The 17,420-nt window shown below is 66.2% G+C and carries 15 protein-coding genes; all 15 read left to right on the top strand.

Annotated elements, in window-relative coordinates; genetic code table 11:
• The first annotated feature begins 26 nt into the window (after positions 1 to 26).
• The 15 genes from motA to flhA all read left to right on the top strand — a co-directional run bounded on the left by motA (position 27) and on the right by flhA (position 17,234).
• Complete coding sequence (motA, locus tag OKW27_RS28510; RefSeq protein ID WP_090802475.1) at positions 27 to 887, top strand: flagellar motor stator protein MotA; 861 nt, start codon at positions 27 to 29, stop codon at positions 885 to 887.
• 22 nt (positions 888 to 909) lie between these two features.
• Positions 910 to 1,920 (top strand): flagellar motor protein MotB, encoded by a 1,011-nt coding sequence (gene motB / locus OKW27_RS28505; RefSeq protein ID WP_090802477.1) that lies wholly within the window; start codon positions 910 to 912, stop codon positions 1,918 to 1,920.
• Between the two features lie 83 nt (positions 1,921 to 2,003).
• The gene (locus tag OKW27_RS28500) at positions 2,004 to 2,381 is read left to right on the top strand and encodes a response regulator (RefSeq protein WP_018418789.1); all 378 of its coding nucleotides are present in this window, start codon (positions 2,004 to 2,006) and stop codon (positions 2,379 to 2,381) included.
• A 96-nt stretch (positions 2,382 to 2,477) separates the two neighbouring features.
• The gene (gene cheA, locus OKW27_RS28495) at positions 2,478 to 4,838 is read left to right on the top strand and encodes a chemotaxis protein CheA (protein WP_429335473.1); all 2,361 of its coding nucleotides are present in this window, start codon (positions 2,478 to 2,480) and stop codon (positions 4,836 to 4,838) included.
• 78 nt (positions 4,839 to 4,916) lie between these two features.
• Positions 4,917 to 5,450: a chemotaxis protein CheW gene (locus OKW27_RS28490; RefSeq protein WP_090802480.1), complete on the top strand. Its 534-nt coding sequence runs from the start codon at positions 4,917 to 4,919 to the stop codon at positions 5,448 to 5,450.
• 39 nt (positions 5,451 to 5,489) lie between these two features.
• The gene (locus tag OKW27_RS28485; RefSeq protein WP_429335472.1) at positions 5,490 to 7,346 is read left to right on the top strand and encodes a methyl-accepting chemotaxis protein; all 1,857 of its coding nucleotides are present in this window, start codon (positions 5,490 to 5,492) and stop codon (positions 7,344 to 7,346) included.
• A gap of 204 nt (positions 7,347 to 7,550) precedes the next feature.
• Positions 7,551 to 8,522, top strand: coding sequence for a CheR family methyltransferase (locus OKW27_RS28480; protein ID WP_429335471.1), 972 nt, complete (start codon positions 7,551 to 7,553; stop codon positions 8,520 to 8,522).
• Positions 8,519 to 9,238: a chemoreceptor glutamine deamidase CheD gene (gene cheD, locus OKW27_RS28475; RefSeq protein ID WP_429335470.1), complete on the top strand. Its 720-nt coding sequence runs from the start codon at positions 8,519 to 8,521 to the stop codon at positions 9,236 to 9,238. Before OKW27_RS28480 ends, cheD begins: the two co-directional genes overlap by 4 nt.
• Before the next feature lie 5 nt (positions 9,239 to 9,243).
• Positions 9,244 to 10,332: a protein-glutamate methylesterase/protein-glutamine glutaminase gene (locus OKW27_RS28470; RefSeq protein ID WP_429336602.1), complete on the top strand. Its 1,089-nt coding sequence runs from the start codon at positions 9,244 to 9,246 to the stop codon at positions 10,330 to 10,332.
• A 61-nt stretch (positions 10,333 to 10,393) separates the two neighbouring features.
• Complete coding sequence (cheY, locus tag OKW27_RS28465; protein WP_018418782.1) at positions 10,394 to 10,789, top strand: chemotaxis response regulator CheY; 396 nt, start codon at positions 10,394 to 10,396, stop codon at positions 10,787 to 10,789.
• 1 nt (position 10,790) lies between these two features.
• The gene (gene cheZ / locus OKW27_RS28460; protein WP_429335469.1) at positions 10,791 to 11,501 is read left to right on the top strand and encodes a protein phosphatase CheZ; all 711 of its coding nucleotides are present in this window, start codon (positions 10,791 to 10,793) and stop codon (positions 11,499 to 11,501) included.
• 337 nt (positions 11,502 to 11,838) lie between these two features.
• A complete protein-coding gene (locus tag OKW27_RS28455; protein ID WP_090805527.1) occupies positions 11,839 to 12,384 on the top strand; it encodes a DUF2844 domain-containing protein in 546 nt (181 codons plus the stop codon).
• Positions 12,385 to 12,398: 14 nt separating this feature from the next.
• The gene (locus OKW27_RS28450) at positions 12,399 to 13,724 is read left to right on the top strand and encodes a DUF3443 domain-containing protein (protein WP_429335468.1); all 1,326 of its coding nucleotides are present in this window, start codon (positions 12,399 to 12,401) and stop codon (positions 13,722 to 13,724) included.
• A gap of 175 nt (positions 13,725 to 13,899) precedes the next feature.
• A complete protein-coding gene (gene flhB / locus OKW27_RS28445; protein ID WP_429335467.1) occupies positions 13,900 to 15,135 on the top strand; it encodes a flagellar biosynthesis protein FlhB in 1,236 nt (411 codons plus the stop codon).
• Positions 15,132 to 17,234, top strand: coding sequence for a flagellar biosynthesis protein FlhA (gene flhA, locus OKW27_RS28440; RefSeq protein ID WP_187615278.1), 2,103 nt, complete (start codon positions 15,132 to 15,134; stop codon positions 17,232 to 17,234). The genes flhB and flhA overlap by 4 nt, the downstream gene beginning before the upstream one ends.
• The last annotated feature ends 186 nt before the right edge of the window (positions 17,235 to 17,420 follow it).

Here is a 17,420-nt window from a genome sequence, read left to right as displayed (position 1 = left end):
CGTCGCTTTTTTGTGAGGGCTCGGCAGTGCTGATTTTCGTGGGAACACTCGTGACGCTGTTGTCCGTTTTCGGCGGTTACGCGCTCGAAGGCGGCCATCTCGGCGCGCTGCTGCAACCCGTCGAGGTGCTGATGATCGTCGGCGCCGGAGTCGGCGCATTCATTCTCGGTAACGGGATGAAGACGATCCGGGCGACACTGCGCGTCATTCCGACCCTGTTCAAGGGGGCGAAGTACAACAAGGACGTCTACATGGAGCTGATGGGGCTCCTGTACGTGCTGCTCGCGAAAGCGCGCAAGGAAGGCACGCTGACGCTCGAAGCCGACATCGACGATCCGTCGAAGAGCCCGATCTTCACGCAGTACCCGAAGATCCTCGCCGACAAGCACATCATCGAGTTCCTGACCGACTACCTGCGGCTGATGGTCGGCGGCAACATGAATGCGTTCGAGATCGAAAGCCTGATGGACGAGGAGATCGAGACGCACCACCAGGAAGGCGAGGCGCCCGCGCACGCGCTGACCAAGGTCGGCGACGCGATGCCGGCGTTCGGTATCGTCGCCGCGGTGATGGGCGTCGTGCACACGATGGCCTCGGCCGACAAGCCGCCCGCGGTGCTCGGTGAAATGATCGCGCAGGCGCTCGTCGGCACGTTCCTCGGCATTCTGCTTTCGTACGGGCTGATCGGGCCGCTCGCCAGCGTCGCCGAGCAGCGCGTGACCGAGTCGACCAAGATGTTCCAGTGCATCAAGGTGACGATCCTCGCGAGCCTGAACGGCTACGCGCCGGCGATCGCGGTCGAGTTCGGCCGCAAGGTGCTGTTCTCGACCGAGCGCCCGTCGTTCGCCGAGCTCGAAGAGCACGTGCGCCGCGTCAAGGCGAAATAAGCAGGCGACGGGAACCGAACCGATGAGCAGCAAGGACAAAGACCGCGCAATCGTCGTCAAGCGCAGCGCGCCGAAAAAGTCCGGTCATCACGGCGGCGCGTGGAAGCTCGCGTACGCGGACTTCATGACCGCGATGATGGCGTTCTTCCTGCTGATGTGGCTGCTGAGTTCGGCCTCCACCGTGCAGCTGAAAGGTATCGCCGACTACTTCAACCAGCCGTTGAAGATCACGCTGTGGGGCGGCGATCGCAGCGCCGAAGACTCGAGCATCCTGAAGGGCGGCGGTCGCGACATCTCGACCGACGCGCAGGGCGTGACCCGCTCGACCGACGGCAGCAGCAGCCGCGCCGAGCGCACCGCGTCGCACAACGACGACGACTCCGTGAAGCAGCTGACGGGCGCGCTCGAACGCCAGGAACAGGTGCGTCTGCACGACCTGCAGGTCAAGCTGATGGCGGCGATCGAGGCGAACCCGGTGCTGCGCCAGTTCAAGCAGCAGATCCGCATCGACTCGACGCTGACCGGCCTGCGCATCGAGATCGTCGACTCGCAGAAGCGGCCGATGTTCGCGACCGCACGCGACGTCGTCGAGCCGTACATGCGCGACATCCTGCGCGAGATCGGCCACACGCTGAACGACGTGCCGAACCGCATCATCGTGCAGGGCCATACCGACGCCGTGCCGTACGCGGGCGGTGAGAAGGGCTATAGCAACTGGGAGCTGTCGGCAGACCGCGCCAACGCGTCGCGGCGCGAGCTGGTCGCGGGCGGCATGGACGAAGCGAAGGTAATGCGCGTGCTCGGTCTCGCGTCGACGCAGAACCTGAACAAGGCGGACCCGCTCGATCCGGAAAACCGTCGCATCAGCATCATCGTGTTGAACAGGAAGTCCGAGGAGGCGCTCGATCACGACGACTCCACGACGACGACCCTGTCGGACGACGCAGCCGGCTCGAAGCCGCTGCTGCAAAGACTTGCGCAGCCGGTGACGGCTGCACCGAAGTTGCCGGCGGCGGCGCCACCGGCCCAGTAACAGACCGCGGCCGCCGGGCCGCGGCCCGCGCCCGACCGGCGCGCACCGCCCGGCGGCCCAGTGTTAAGCGCAGCGAGGTTTTCATGATCAGGCACATCCTGGCAATCGACGATTCGGCATCGATGCGGCAGATCCTCGCCGCGACGCTGACGGGCGCCGGCTATGAAGTCACGCTCGCGGCGGACGGCAACGAAGGGCTCGAAAACGCGCTCGCGATGGCGTTCGATCTCGTGTTGACCGACCAGCACATGCCCGGCAAGACCGGTCTCGATCTGATCACCGCGCTGCGCGGAAATCCGGCCTATCAGGCGACGCCCATCCTCGTCCTCACGACGGAATCGGGCGAACCCTTCAAAGAGGCGGCGCGCGCGGCGGGCGCGACCGGCTGGATCGAAAAGCCGCTCGACCCGGACATGCTGACCGAGCTGGTGGCGGCGCTGGCCGAACCGGACCCGGCTTGATCCGCGCAATCAGCACCTTTAGACACAGTACAGATAGCTCTCGACGCGCCTCTACGGCGACTCAAGCCAGACAGGCACTCTCGCGGTGAACCAGGCATGACACTCGACATCACACAGTTCTATCAGACGTTCTTCGACGAAGCGGACGAACTGCTCGCGCAGATGGAGCAATTGCTGCTCAATCTCGACGTGGCCCACCCGGACCCCGAAGACCTCGCGGCGATCTTTCGCGCCGCGCATTCGATCAAGGGCGGCGCGGCGACGTTCGGTTTCACCGCGCTCACCGAGACCACGCACATTCTCGAGTCGCTGCTCGATCGCGCGCGCAACAACGAGCTGGTGCTGCGCAAGGACATGATCGACACGTTCCTCGAAACCAAGGACGTGCTGTCCGGCCAGCTCGCCGACTATCGCGCGAGCGCCGAGCCCGATGCGGCGGTGGCGCGCGCGATCTGCGCGAAGCTGGAGCAGCTGCACGCGGAAAGCCGCATGGGCGGCGCGCCGGCAGCGGCGGCGAGCGCCGCAACCGCGCCGGCCGTGAGCGCCCCCGCGCCCGCAGCAGCGCAGGCGACGGCAACCCAAACAACAACACAAGCAACCGCGGTACAGCAGCAAGGCGGCACCCCGCCCGAGCACGTCGTCGAACAGGCGGTGCAGGCGGCGGGCGAATGGATCGACGGCGAACCGGCACAGACCGGACAAGCCGCGGGCACGGCCGACAGCGCCGGCCCACATCTGAAAATTACGCTACGGGGCGTGGGAGAGAAAGACCAGGAACTGCTCGCCGAAGAGCTGGGCAACCTGGGCAACATCGTCGGGCAGGTCAAGAGCGGCAGCGATCTAACGCTGTGGCTCTCGAGCGACGTATCTTCCGACGACATCATCGCCGTGTGCTGCTTCGTGATCGACGAAAGTCAGATCACGATCGGCCGTGGCACCGCGCCGGTGGACGACGCGCAGCAGGGCGAACCTGGAACGCCCGACGCTGCCGCTCCGACACCGGCGCAATCCGCGCAGGTCGCGCCCGCCGCTCCCGCGGCGCAAGCGCAGGCGCAGCCGGTCCTTCACACGGAGCCCGCGGCATCGTCGACCCCGGCGGCCCTCACCGCTGCGCCCGCAAGCGCACCCGCTCAGACGGACAGCATCGAGCCGCCGCCAGCGGCACCCGCGGCGGCTCAGGCGGCGGCCAAACCGGCTTCTGCCGCGTCCGCCGATCAGGACCGCAAGGCGGCCCGTCCGGCCGCCGCGGCGGCCGGCGCCGAAGGCAGCTCGATTCGCGTCGGCGTCGAGAAGGTCGATCAGCTGATCAATCTGGTCGGCGAGCTGGTGATCACGCAGGCGATGCTCGCGGAGACCACCAGCACCTTCGATCCGGCGCTGCACGACCGGCTCTTCAACGGCATGGCGCAACTCGAGCGCAACGCGCGCGATCTGCAGGAAGCGGTGATGTCGATCCGCATGATGCCGATGGATTACGTGTTCAGCCGCTTCCCGCGTCTGGTGCGCGATCTCGCGGCGAAACTCGGCAAGGAGGTCGAACTCGTCACCTTCGGTCAGGCGACCGAACTCGACAAGAGCCTCATCGAACGGATCATCGACCCGTTGACGCACCTCGTGCGCAACAGTCTCGACCACGGCATCGAGACCGTCGAGGCGCGGCGCGCGGCGGGCAAGGATTCGACCGGTCAGCTGGTGCTGTCGGCGGCGCACCACGGCGGCAACATCGTGATCGAGGTCAGCGACGACGGCGCGGGCCTGCGCCGCGACAAGATCCTCGCGAAGGCGGCCAAGCAGGGCATGCAGGTCAGCGACACGATGAGCGACGAGGAAGTCTGGAACCTGATCTTCCTGCCGGGCTTCTCGACCGCCGAGCAGGTCACCGACGTGTCCGGCCGCGGCGTCGGCATGGACGTGGTGAAGCGCAACATCCAGTCGATGGGCGGTCACGTCGAGATCACGTCGCACGCGGGCAAGGGCAGCACCACGCGGATCGTGCTGCCGCTCACGCTCGCGATCCTCGACGGCATGTCGGTGAAGGTCGGCAACGAGATCTTCATCCTGCCGCTGAACTTCGTGATGGAGTCGCTGCAACCGCGAGCCGAAGACATTTACACGGTCGCCAACGGCGAGCGCGTGGTGCGCGTGCGCGGCGAATACCTGCCGCTCGTCGCGCTGCACGAGGTGTTCAACGTGTCGGATGCGAAGCAGGAGCCGACCCAGGGCATCGTCACGATCATGCAGACCGAGGGACGGCGCTTCGCGATGCTGATCGATGAACTCGTCGGCCAGCAGCAGGTGGTCGTGAAGAATCTGGAAACGAACTACCGCAAGGTGCACGGCATTTCCGCGGCGACCATTCTGGGCGACGGCAGCGTCGCGCTGATCGTGGACGTCGCGGCGCTGAACCGCGAATCGCGTCATGCGCATGGGCATGCGCAGGCGATGAGCCTCGCCTAACGCACGCAGCAAACGCGGCACTGACAGACATCGCAACACAACTTCAACTCAATTCATCCCAACCGTTTGGGGGCTAACGTGGCAGAAGTCCAATCCATCAATTCGAGCGTCGCAAACGCGAGCGGTACGAATGGCCGCCGCGACGCGCAGGCGGACGCCGGCGGTCAGGAATTCCTCGTCTTCACGCTCGGCGCGGAAGAGTACGGCATCGACATCCTGAAGGTGCAGGAAATCCGCGGCTACGACAACGTGACGCGCATCGCCAACGCGCCCGAGTTCATCAAGGGCGTGATCAACCTGCGCGGCATCATCGTGCCGATCGTCGACATGCGGATCAAGTTCCATCTCGGCCGCGTCGAGTACGACCATCAGACCGTCGTGATCATCCTGAACGTCGCGCATCGCGTGGTCGGCATGGTCGTGGACGGCGTATCGGACGTGCTGACGCTCGCGGTCGATCAGATCATGCCGGCGCCGGAATTCGGCGCGACGCTGACGACCGAATACCTGACCGGTCTCGGCACCGTCGACGGCCGCATGCTGATCCTGATGGACATCGAGAAGCTGATGACCAGCTCCGAGATGTCGCTGACCGAAACGCTCGGCGTCTGAGCGCAGGCAGTAACGGAACCCGGCACAAGGAGCATCGAAATGCTGAGCAGGTGGTCGATCCGCACGTCGCTGACGATGGTGGGGATTCTTCTGGTGACGCTGACCGCAGTAGTCGGCGCGCTCGGGCTGACCGCGCTGAATCGCGCGAGCGGCTCGCTCGATCGCATCGCACGCGGCGAACTGGTCGCGATTCATGCGCTCGACGATGCGTCGGCGTATCTGTTGCGTTCGCGCATCGCGATCGATCGCTTCAACACGCTGACGGCCGCCGGTAACGCGGACGAGGCGAAGAAGGCGCTCGATCGCGGGCAGGAGCTGCTCGGCAAGAGCAAGCAGAGCTGGCAGGCGTATCTCGACGCGCCGAAGCACCGCGTCGAGCAGGCCTTGCTCGACGATGTGCTCGCGAAGCATACGACGGTGATGCACGACGGCGTCGACGTCGAATTCGCCGCGTTGAACGCGAACAATCTCGACGCGTATCACGCGGTCGCGGACACGAAGATCAGCCCGATGTTCATCGCCTACGACACGGCCGGCGCCGCGGTGATCCAGGCGTTGCGGCAGAGCGTGGCCGATCAGGAAACGAGCGCGCAGTCGAGCGCGTCGCTGATGATCATGCTGATCGGCGTGACCACGGTGTTCGCGCTGCTGGTGGTGGTCGGCATCCGTTTCGCGCTGCGCGGTCTCATCGTGCAGCCGCTGAACGACGCGACCGCTTGTTTCGAGCGGATCGCCGGGGGCGATCTGTCCACCCCCGTCGAGGTGTTCAGCAACAATGAAATCGGCCGTCTGTTCGCGGGCATCAAGCGGATGCAGGAAAGCCTCGCGACGATGGTGCGCGCGGTGCGCAGCGGCACCGAATCGATCGACACCGGCGCGCGCGAAATCGCGATGGGCAACACCGATCTGTCGCAGCGCACCGAGCAGCAAGCGGCGTCGCTGCAGGAAACCGCATCGAGCATGGATCAGCTGACCGGCACCGTGCGGCAGAACACCGAGAACGCGCGCCAGGCGAGCCAGCTCGCCGTCAACGCGTCGGACATCGCGACGCGCGGCGGCGACGTGGTGAGCCAGGTCGTCACGACGATGCAGCAAATCGCGACCAGTTCGAACAAGGTCGTCGACATCATCGGCGTGATCGAAGGCATCGCGTTCCAGACCAACATCCTCGCGCTGAACGCGGCGGTCGAAGCCGCACGCGCCGGCGAACAGGGCCGCGGATTCGCGGTCGTCGCGGGCGAAGTGCGCAGCCTCGCGCAGCGCAGCGCGAGCGCCGCGAAGGAGATCAAGGAGCTGATCGGCGATTCGGCCGACAAGGTCAAGAGCGGCTCCGAGCTGGTCGGCCGCGCGGGCACGACGATGGAAGAAATCGTGCAGGCGGTGCGTCGCGTGACCGACATCATGGGCGAGATCAGCGCGGCGTCGGAAGAGCAGTCGGGCGGCATCGAGCAGGTCAACCGCGCGGTCGTGCAGATGGATTCGGTCACGCAGCAGAACGCGGCGCTGGTCGAACAGGCGGCGGCCGCGGCGGCGTCGCTCGAAGATCAGACGCGGCAGTTGCAGGCGGTGCTGGGCGGCTGGAAGGTAACCGGCACACCGGCGCGTCAGAGCGCCCCGGCGACGCGTGCGCAGACGCCCGCGCGGCCGGCCAGGGCTGCACCGCAAGCGGCGAGCGCGGCGACTCCGGTGAACCCGGTGGGCGCGAGCAAGGAATCGAAGGCAACCGCGGCGAGCGCGGCGCCCCCCACTCAGCACGACGCGGCCGCACGCGTCGAACCGACATTGAAGCCCCGGCCGGCCGCAGCCGCGGCTCGCGTCACGACCGACACGCCCGCGCGCGCCGCTCCGCCGGGCACGGCGAAGGCGAGCTCGGACGCGGACTGGGAAACATTTTAGGCAACGGCAGAGTGACATGTGGTCAACCGGCATCGCGCCCGCGGATGGGCGAAGCATCGAAGCACGCGCAGCACGCGTGTCGCGAGCCGGCCATATGTCGATGGTACTCGCGGGAGGGCGCGACCCCGCGACGACAATTCCTACCTCCCAGGCAGTCCGGCCGGGCGGCGAGCGTGATGGCTCATATCGCAGACAGGAATTTTCATGATGGCAACGCGCGCAACACAACGCCCCGCGCGGGCAGCACCTGACCGCACAGAGCCGGCCAGGTCCGTCGAGACGGGCCGCGATTTCGAATTTACGGCGGCCGATTTCGCCCGCATCCGCGACCTGATTCATCGCGGGGCGGGCATCTCGCTGTCGGACCACAAGCGCGACATGGCGTATAGCCGCCTCGCGCGCCGCTTGCGGGCGCGCGGCATCGATACGTTCCGGCAGTATCTCGATCTGCTCGAAGCGGAAAACGATCCGGCCGAGTGGGAAGCGTTCACCAATGCCCTGACCACCAACCTCACGGCGTTTTTCCGCGAAGCCCATCACTTTCCGATCCTCGCCGAGTTCGTGCCGCGCCGTGCGCAACCGGTGTGCGTGTGGTGCTCGGCGGCATCGACGGGCGAGGAGCCGTACTCGATCGCGATGACGCTGATCGAAGCGCTCGGCGACGGCGGCGCGCGCCAGGCGTCGGTGCTCGCGACCGACATCGACACCCAGGTGCTCGCGAAGGCCGAGGCCGGCGTCTACCAGTTCGACCAGGTCAAGCACCTGTCGCCCGAGCGGTTGAAGCGCTTCTTCCTGAAGGGCACGGGCGCGCATGCGGGGATGGTCAAGGTGCGTCCCGAAGTGCGCGCGCTCGTGCGCTTCGAGCAACTGAACCTGACCAATCGCGATTACCAGTTGCGCACGCAGTTCGACGCGATCTTCTGCCGCAACGTGATGATCTATTTCGACAAGCCGACGCAGGCGCAGGTGCTGACGCGCTTCGAGCCGCTGATGAAACCGGGCGGCCTGTTGTTCGCCGGCCATTCGGAAAACTTCACGTACGTGACGCAAGCGTTCCGGCTGCGCGGCCAGACCGTCTACGAACTGACGCGCGACGCGGGCGGCGCGCGCGCGCCGTCGCGCGCCAACGCGCCTGACGCGCATGACGCGCATCAATCGAGCGGGGTGGCCGCATGAGCAGCACGCTGCCGATCGCTTCGAACCTGTACTACGACAACCACTTCCAGCGCCCCGGCGTGAAGCTGTTGCCCAACGAGTTCTATACGACGAGCGAAGACATGGTGCTCGTGACCGTGCTCGGCTCGTGCGTCGCGGCCTGCATCCAGGACCGCACCGCGGGCATCGGCGGCATGAATCACTTCATGCTGCCCGACGACGGCGCCGACGTCGCGCAGGCCGCGTCGGACTCGATGCGCTACGGCGCGTACGCGATGGAAGTGCTGATCAACGAACTGATCAAGGCGGGCGGGCGGCGCGAGCGCTTCGAGGCCAAGGTGTTCGGCGGCGGCGCGGTGCTGGCGGGCATGACCACGATGAACATCGGCGATCGCAACTCCGAGTTCGTGCGCCGCTATCTGGCCACCGAAAAGATCCGCATCGTCGCCGAGGACCTGCAGGGCTCGCACCCGCGCAAGGTCGCGTTCATGCCGCGCACCGGTCAGGTGATGGTGAAGAAATTGCGCTTGCAACAGGAAGCGGGCGTCGCCGAGCGCGAGCAGGCGCTCGTGCGGCAAAGCGCCGAAGCACGCGCGGAGCGGCTCGCCGCCGCGCGCAAGCGGGTCGAGCTGTTCGCGAAGCCGGCCGCCGCCGCCGCGCGGCCGAGAATCGAACTGTTCGGCGCGAGCCCGCGCCCGACTCATTCCAACAACGTCAGAACCACAGAGGAGGCGTGAGCGCTGTGCAAAAGATCAAGGTATTGTGCGTCGACGATTCGGCGCTGATCCGCAGCCTGATGACCGAAATCATCAATAGCCAGCCGGACATGACGGTGGTCGCGACGGCACCCGATCCGCTCGTCGCGCGCGAGCTCATCAAGCAGCACAACCCGGACGTGTTGACGCTCGACGTCGAAATGCCGCGCATGGACGGCCTCGACTTTCTCGAGAAGCTGATGCGTCTGCGGCCGATGCCGGTCGTGATGGTGTCGTCGCTGACCGAGCGCGGCAACGAAATCACGCTGCGCGCGCTCGAACTCGGCGCGGTCGATTTCGTGACCAAGCCGAAGGTCGGCATTCGCGACGGCATGCTCGACTACGCGGAAAAGCTCGCCGACAAGGTTCGCGCGGCAGCCCGCGCGCGCGTACGCCAGGCGGCGCCGGCGCAGCATGCGGCCACCCAGACCGCGCATGCGCCGGCCGGCGCCGCGCCGCTCTTCAACAACCCGCTGCTGAGTACCGAGAAGCTGGTTATCGTCGGCGCCTCGACGGGCGGCACCGAAGCGATCCGCGAAGTGCTGGTGCCACTGCCACCCGACGCGCCCGCGGTGCTGATCGCGCAGCACATGCCGCCGGGCTTTACGAAATCTTTCGCGCAACGCCTCAATGGTTTGTGCCGGATTACCGTTAAAGAAGCAGAGCACGGCGAGCGTGTGCTGCCGGGGCACGCGTACATCGCGCCCGGCCATGCGCATCTGTTGCTCGCGAGGAGCGGTGCGAACTATATTGCGCATCTGTCCGACGACCCGCCGGTGAACCGGCATCGTCCGTCGGTCGATGTGCTGTTCCGTTCGGCCGCGCAGCATGCGGGCAAGAACGCCGTTGGCGTGATCCTGACCGGCATGGGGCGCGACGGCGCGGCCGGGCTGCTGGAGATGAAAAAGGCCGGTGCCTACACGCTCGCGCAGGACGAGGCGAGTTGCATCGTGTTCGGCATGCCGCGCGAGGCGATCGCGCTCGGCGCGGCCGACGAAATCGCCGCGCTGCCGGACATGAGCCGGCGCGTGATGGCACGTTTGTCGTCGATGGGTGACCGCGTTCAGCGGGTATGATGCGTGCCGGATGGAATGACGCGGCCGAGCGCCGCAACATGGATCAAGCAAAGGGAAAGAAATGGACAAGGGAATGAAGATTCTGGTGGTTGACGATTTTCCGACGATGCGCCGGATCGTCCGCAACCTGCTGAAGGAACTGGGCTACTCGAACGTCGACGAGGCGGAAGACGGCGCGGCCGGTCTCGCGCGTCTGCGCAGCGGCAGCTACGAGTTCGTGATCTCCGACTGGAACATGCCGAACCTCGACGGTCTCGCGATGCTGAAGGAAATCCGCGCCGACGCGAGCCTCGCGCACCTGCCGGTGTTGATGGTGACGGCCGAGTCGAAGAAGGAAAACATCATCGCGGCGGCGCAGGCCGGCGCGAGCGGTTACGTCGTCAAGCCGTTCACGGCCGCGACGCTCGACGAGAAGCTCAACAAGATCCTCGAGAAGATGGCGAAAGCCGGGAGCTGACGTGACGCCGCCGACCCAAACGCCTGGCGCCGAAGCGGACAACGACAGCGGCGACTTCGCGTCGGACCGCATCCTTGCCCGCATCGGACAACTGACGCGCACGCTGCGCGATTCGATGCGCGAACTCGGGCTCGACAAGCACGTCGAGCGCGCGGCCGAAGCCGTGCCCGATGCGCGCGATCGTCTGAAGTACATCGCCAACATGACCGAGCAGGCCGCCGAGCGCGTGCTGTCGGCGATCGACATCGCGAAGCCGATCCAGGAGCAGCTGCAGAAAGACGCGGGCACGCTCGACGCGCGCTGGGAGCAGTGGTACGCGGCGCCGATCGAGCGCGAGGAAGTGCGCGCGCTGATGAACGACACGCGCACCTTCCTGCGCGGCGTGCCCGAGGCGACCGGCGCGACCAACTCGCAGCTGATGGAGATCATGCTCGCGCAGGACTTCCAGGATCTGACCGGCCAGGTGATCAAGAAGATCACCGACGTCGTCTATCTGATCGAGCAGCAGCTGCTCGGCGTGCTGGTCGAGAACATCGCGCTCGAGCGGCGCGAGCAGTTCGCGGCGAACGCCGCGGCTCTCAAGGCGGAGGTGTCGTCGACGGGCAGCCCGGAGCATCTGCTCAACGGTCCGCAGATCAATCCGGAAGGCAAGACGGATGTGGTGCAGGATCAATCGCAGGTCGACGATCTGCTCGCGAGCCTCGGTTTCTGAGCAAGTGACTCGGCCCGGCAAGCGCGCCGGGCTGGTGGTTTCTCCGCGATTTGCGCCAAACACGCATTCAATGAGTACCGGCTACCCATCTTCCGTACGTTTTCCTGCTAGTAATAGTCGGCAAGTCGCGCGCGTGGGCGCGCCTTGCGCCGGCTGAAAGAATCCGCAGGCATACTACGAGGTCAAAGCGGTACGGCACCCGGCCCGCGCAACGCCGGGCAGTCGCCCGGTGAGGCCATCCCTCAGCGTTGCGGCCGCGGCGGTGCCGTATCATCTGCCTATAAGCGGCCGCTTCGCGCAGTCGGCGAAGCGTGCCGCGGCTCGGGAGGAGCTTCTCATGTGGAGTCGTATTGGTCGCGCCGGAGTCACGGCGCTCGTATTGCCATGTTCGTTACTGGCCCTGACGGCCGCGCAATCCGCTTATGCGGCGTTGGGCAGCGCGCCGCTTACCCCCCCGTCCGACGCGTCGGTGTCCTCCCGCGTGGTGCAGCCCGCCAGCGGCACATCGCAAAGTGTCATGCGTTCTGAATCGAGCGCGGCGTCTTCCACATCTTCCACACCCGCTTCCTACACGGTACGCGAGACCACGTTCGGCAACGGCACCGTGGTGCGCGAATACCTGAGCACGAGCGGCGCGGTATTCGGCATTTCGTGGCATGGTCCGCAAATGCCCGATCTCAGTGATCTGCTCGGCAGTTATTTCCCGCAGTACGTGGCCGGCGTGAAGGCCGTGCGGGCCGCGCGCAGCAATGCGCGGGGGCCGGTCGCCGTCGACGAGAGCGGGCTGGTGGTGCGTTCGGGCGGCCACATGGGCGCGTTCAGCGGCGTCGCGTGGCTGCCCTCCGCGCTGCCGGCCGGCGTCAGCGGTTCCGACATCCAGTAACGGCGAGGACCACGATGCGAACCATGCTCACGACCGCGAACATCAAAAGCTGGATGCAGGCCGCGCTTGCCGTGCTGCTCACGGCGACGCTCGTCGCCTGCGGCGGAGGCGGAGGCGGCGGTAGCGACAACAACTCCAGTTCCAACAATGGCGGCAACACCTCGAACGGACTGAACGGCGGTTCGCTGCCGGCCAGCCCGACCCAGCAGCCGATCTCCGCGAATGCGTCGAACACGGTGCCGATCACGGTCGGCCGGGGCGTGGCCGGTGTCATCAACATCCCGACCGTCAGCGTGAGGATCTGCGCGCCAGGCTCGACCAGCAACTGTCAGACCATCGACAATATCCAGGTCGACACCGGGTCGTTCGGCTTGCGCGTGGTCAGTTCCACGCTCAATTCGACGCTGCTCGGCGCGCTGCCGGTCAGCACGATTGGCAGCAACGGCGCGCAGCTCGCCGAGTGCGCGACCTTCGCGGACGGTTACACGTGGGGCTCGGTGCGCACCGCGATCGTGACGATCGGCGGTGAAACGACGACCAGCAGCATCCCGCTGCAGATCATCGGCGACAAGTCGGCGAGCACGGTGCCCACGAGCGCCTGCGGCAGCGGCATGGCCGAAAACACGGCCGCCGATCTGGGCGCGAACGGCATTCTCGGCATCGGCACCGCGCTGACCGATTGCGGCAATACGTGCGCGAACCCGGCGACCGCGGCGACCTACAGCAACTACTTCGCCTGTCCGAACGGCACGTCGTGCACGCGCACCGCGGTGCCGCTGACGCAACAGGTCGCCAACCCGGTCGCGAACTTCCCGCTCGACAACAACGGCGTGATCGTGCAGATGGCGCCGGTCTCGAACACCGGGCAGGCGTCGGCGACCGGCACGCTGGTGTTCGGCATCGGCACGCAGGGGAACAACCCGCTTGCCGCTGCGCAGGTGTTCACGACCGACCCATACGGCGACCTCAACAACAGCACCTTCAACGGCACGACCGTCCAGGCGTTCCTCGATTCCGGCTCGAACGCCTATTTCTTCGGCGATAGCACGCTCACGCTGTGCGGCAGCCAGTTCGCGGGCTTCTATTGCCCGTCGTCGGCGCAAACCCGCACGGTCACGCTGGTCGGGTCGAACAACGTATCGGCGGTCGCGAGCATCGGCATCGTGAACGCGCAGACGCTGTTCGCCAACGGCGGCAACTACGCGTTCAACACGCTCGCCGGCCAGATCGGCGGCAGCGCCAGCTTCGACCTCGGTCTGCCGTACTTCTTCGGCCGCTACGTGTACTACCACCTCGATCAGACCGCGAGCGGCGGTCCCTCCCCCTTCGTCGGCTACTGAAGCCGCACGTCGATCCAATGCCGGACGGCTTGCGTGACAGACGCGCGAGCCGTCCGCTCATCCGTCGAAATACCCCCGTTTCTCCGCCCTTATCCGCCGATCGGCGCTTGCGTCGAGCAGGAATAATCGCTGTCACTGGAAAGAGGCGCCGTGCCTCGGCCGACTGGAGAGCTTTGTGGCAGAGGACAGCGACCTCGAAAAAACCGAATCCGCCACCCCTCGGCGCCTGCAGAAGGCGCGCGAGGAGGGGCAGATCGTGCGTTCGCGGGAGCTGTCGACCTTCGCGCTGCTCGCGGCCGGGTTCTACGGCGTATGGGGCATGTCGGGCAGCATCGGCGAGCATTTGCAGAACATGCTGCGTGCGTCGCTCACCTTCAACCACGCGAGCGCGTTCGACACCAGCCGCATGCTGATCGGCGCGGGCACAGCGGGTCGCGAAGGACTCTACGCGCTCGTGCCGATACTCGGCGTCACCGGACTTGCCGCGCTGCTCGCACCGATGGCGCTGGGCGGCTGGCAACTGTCCGCGAAAGGGTTCGAGCCCAAGTTCAACCGGCTGAACCCGATCGAGGGCCTCGGCCGCATATTTTCGATCAACGGACCGATCCAGCTCGGCATGTCGCTCGCGAAGACGCTGGTGGTGGGGTTGATCGGCGGCACGGCGATCTGGAATCGCCACGAGCAATTCCTCGCGCTCGCGACGCAGCCGCTCAATCTCGCGCTCGCCAACTCCGTGCATCTGATCGCGGTGTGCTGCGGCATGACGGTGGCCGGCATGTTCGCGGTGGCCGCGCTCGACGTGCCGTACCAGCTGTGGTCGTTCCACAAGAAGCTGCGCATGACGAAGGAAGAAGTGAAGCGTGAGCATCGCGAGAGCGAAGGCGATCCGCACATCAAGGGTAAGATTCGCCAGCAGCAGCGCGCGATCGCGCGACGCCGCATGATGGCGCAAGTGCCGAAGGCCGACGTGGTCGTGACCAACCCGACCCACTTCGCGGTCGCGCTGCAGTACACGGACGGCGAGATGCGCGCGCCGAAGGTGGTCGCGAAGGGCGTGAACCTCGTGGCGGCGCGGATTCGCGAGATCGCCACCGAAAACAACGTGCCGCTGCTCGAAGCGCCGCCGCTCGCGCGTGCGCTCTATCACAACGTCGATCTGAATCGCGAGATTCCGGGGCCGCTCTACGGCGCGGTCGCGGAAGTGCTCGCGTGGGTCTATCAGCTGCGCCGCTTCAAGGCCGAAGGCGGCGACGTGCCGGTCGCGCCGACCGAACTCGACGTGCCGCCCGAACTCGACAAGGGCGGCGTATCGGACGAGGACGCCGCCGAGGAAGCCGCCAACACGCTGAACCCGGCCGACGACAACGCCAACGACGCCACTAGCGACGACAACAACGGAGCCTCCGCATGAACGCTCGCGCCGGTTTCCTCGCCCGACGCTCGGATGCGCTGAGCAGCACCAACCTGCGCGCCCTCGCCGGGCCGGTGCTGATCTGCATGATCCTCGGCATGATGATTCTGCCGTTGCCGCCGTTCCTGCTGGATCTGCTGTTCACGTTCAACATCGCGCTGTCGGTGATGGTGCTGCTCGTCAGCATGTACACGATGAAGCCGCTCGACTTCGCCGCGTTCCCGAGCGTGCTGCTGTTCTCGACGCTGCTGCGGCTGTCGCTGAACGTCGCCTCGACGCGGGTCGTGCTGCTCGAAGGCCATACCGGTCCCGATGCGGCCGGTCAGGTGATCGAGTCGTTCGGCCACTTCCTCGTGGGCGGCAACTTCGCGGTTGGTATCGTCGTGTTCGTGATCCTGATGGTGATCAACTTCATGGTGATCACGAAGGGCGCGGGGCGGATCGCCGAAGTGTCCGCGCGCTTCACGCTCGACGCGATGCCCGGCAAGCAGATGGCGATCGACGCCGATCTGAACGCCGGCCTCATCAACGAAGAGCAGGCTCGCACGCGGCGCAAGGAGATCTCCCAGGAAGCCGAGTTCTACGGCTCGATGGACGGTGCGAGCAAGTTCGTGCGAGGCGATGCGGTCGCCGGCCTCCTGATCATGGTGATCAACATCATCGGCGGGCTGATCGTCGGGATGGTCCAGCACGACATGAGTTTTGCCGCGGCGGGCAAGAACTACACGCTGCTGACGATCGGCGACGGCCTCGTCGCGCAGATTCCGTCGCTGGTGATTTCGACGGCGGCCGGCGTGATCGTCTCGCGCGTCGCGACCAACGAGGACATCGGCACGCAGCTGACCGGCCAGCTGTTCACGAACCCGCGCGTGCTGATGATCACCGGCTGCATTCTCGTGCTGATGGGCCTGATCCCGGGCATGCCGCACTTCGCGTTCCTGATTCTCGGCGGCGGCCTGATCCAGCTCGGCCGCACGATGAAGAAGCGCACCGAGGAGCGCAAGAACGCACCGGCGCTCGTCGACGTCGCGCCGGCCGCGCTGGCGCCGGTCGAAAACGCCGAGGCGAGCTGGGACGACGTGACGATGATCGACACGCTCGGCCTCGAAGTCGGCTACCGGCTGATTCCGCTCGTCGACAAGAACTCGGACGGCGAGCTGCTCAAGCGGATCAAGAGCATCCGCAAGAAGTTCGCGCAGGAAATCGGCTTCTTGCCGCCGGTCATTCATATCCGCGACAACCTCGAATTGCGGCCGAACGGCTATCGGATCGCGTTGAAGGGCGTCGAGGTCGGCTCGGGCGAGGCGTATCCGGGCCAATGGCTCGCGATCAACCCGGGCCAGGTATCGGCCGCGCTGCCGGGCACGCCGACCCAGGACCCGGCGTTCGGCCTGCCCGCCATCTGGATCGACACGAATCTGCGCGAACAGGCGCAGGTATACGGCTACACGGTCGTCGATTCGAGCACGGTGGTCGCGACGCACCTGAATCACCTCGTCGTCACGCACGCCTCGGAGCTGCTCGGCCGCCGCGAGGTGCAGTCGCTGGTCGAGCGGATGCAGAAGGACACGGCGTCGCTCGTCGACGATCTGGTGCCGAAGATGCTGCCGCTCACCACGCTGCAAAAGGTGCTGCAGAACCTGCTCGAAGAAGGCGTGCCGATTCGCGACATGCGCACGATCCTCGAAGCGCTCGCCGAACACGCGACCAAGCTCACCGACCCGCACGACCTCACCGCCGCGGTGCGGCTCGCGCTGGGCCGCGCGATCACGCAGCAGTGGTTCCCCGGGACCGCCGACATGCAGGTGATGGGCCTCGACGCGAACCTCGAACGGGTGCTGTCGCAGGCGCTATCGACCGGACCGAACCCGGGCCTCGAACCGGGCCTCGCGAACACGCTGCTCACCGAAACGCAGAAAGCGATGACGCGTCAGCAGAACCTTGGCCTCGCTCCGGTGCTGCTGGTGCAGCACGCACTGCGGCCGATGCTCGCGCGCTTCCTGCGCCGCAGCCTGCCGCAGCTGAAGGTGCTCTCGTATGCGGAAGTGCCCGATACGCGCAACGTCAAGGTGGTCAATCTGATCGGCGCGCACGGCTGACGAAGGTCGCTCGCCCGCGGCTGTCGATACAACGAACCGGCGCTCCAATGGGGCGCCGGTTTGCGTTTGCACGGCTCCCCCAGGCTCGTCGAACGATGCGTCTGCCGTGTGTCCATCGCGCGAATTACCCACCTTTAACGGTCTTTATCCATCGATCGTCGCCCGACGCCTTTCGCAATAATTGAT

The sequence above is a fragment of the Paraburkholderia sp. 35.1 genome (assembly GCF_050436525.1).
GTDB classification, from domain to species: domain Bacteria; phylum Pseudomonadota; class Gammaproteobacteria; order Burkholderiales; family Burkholderiaceae; genus Paraburkholderia; species Paraburkholderia tuberum.
The sequence above is the reverse complement of the archived record's forward strand: the minus strand, read 5'-3'. Positions and strand labels throughout refer to the sequence as shown.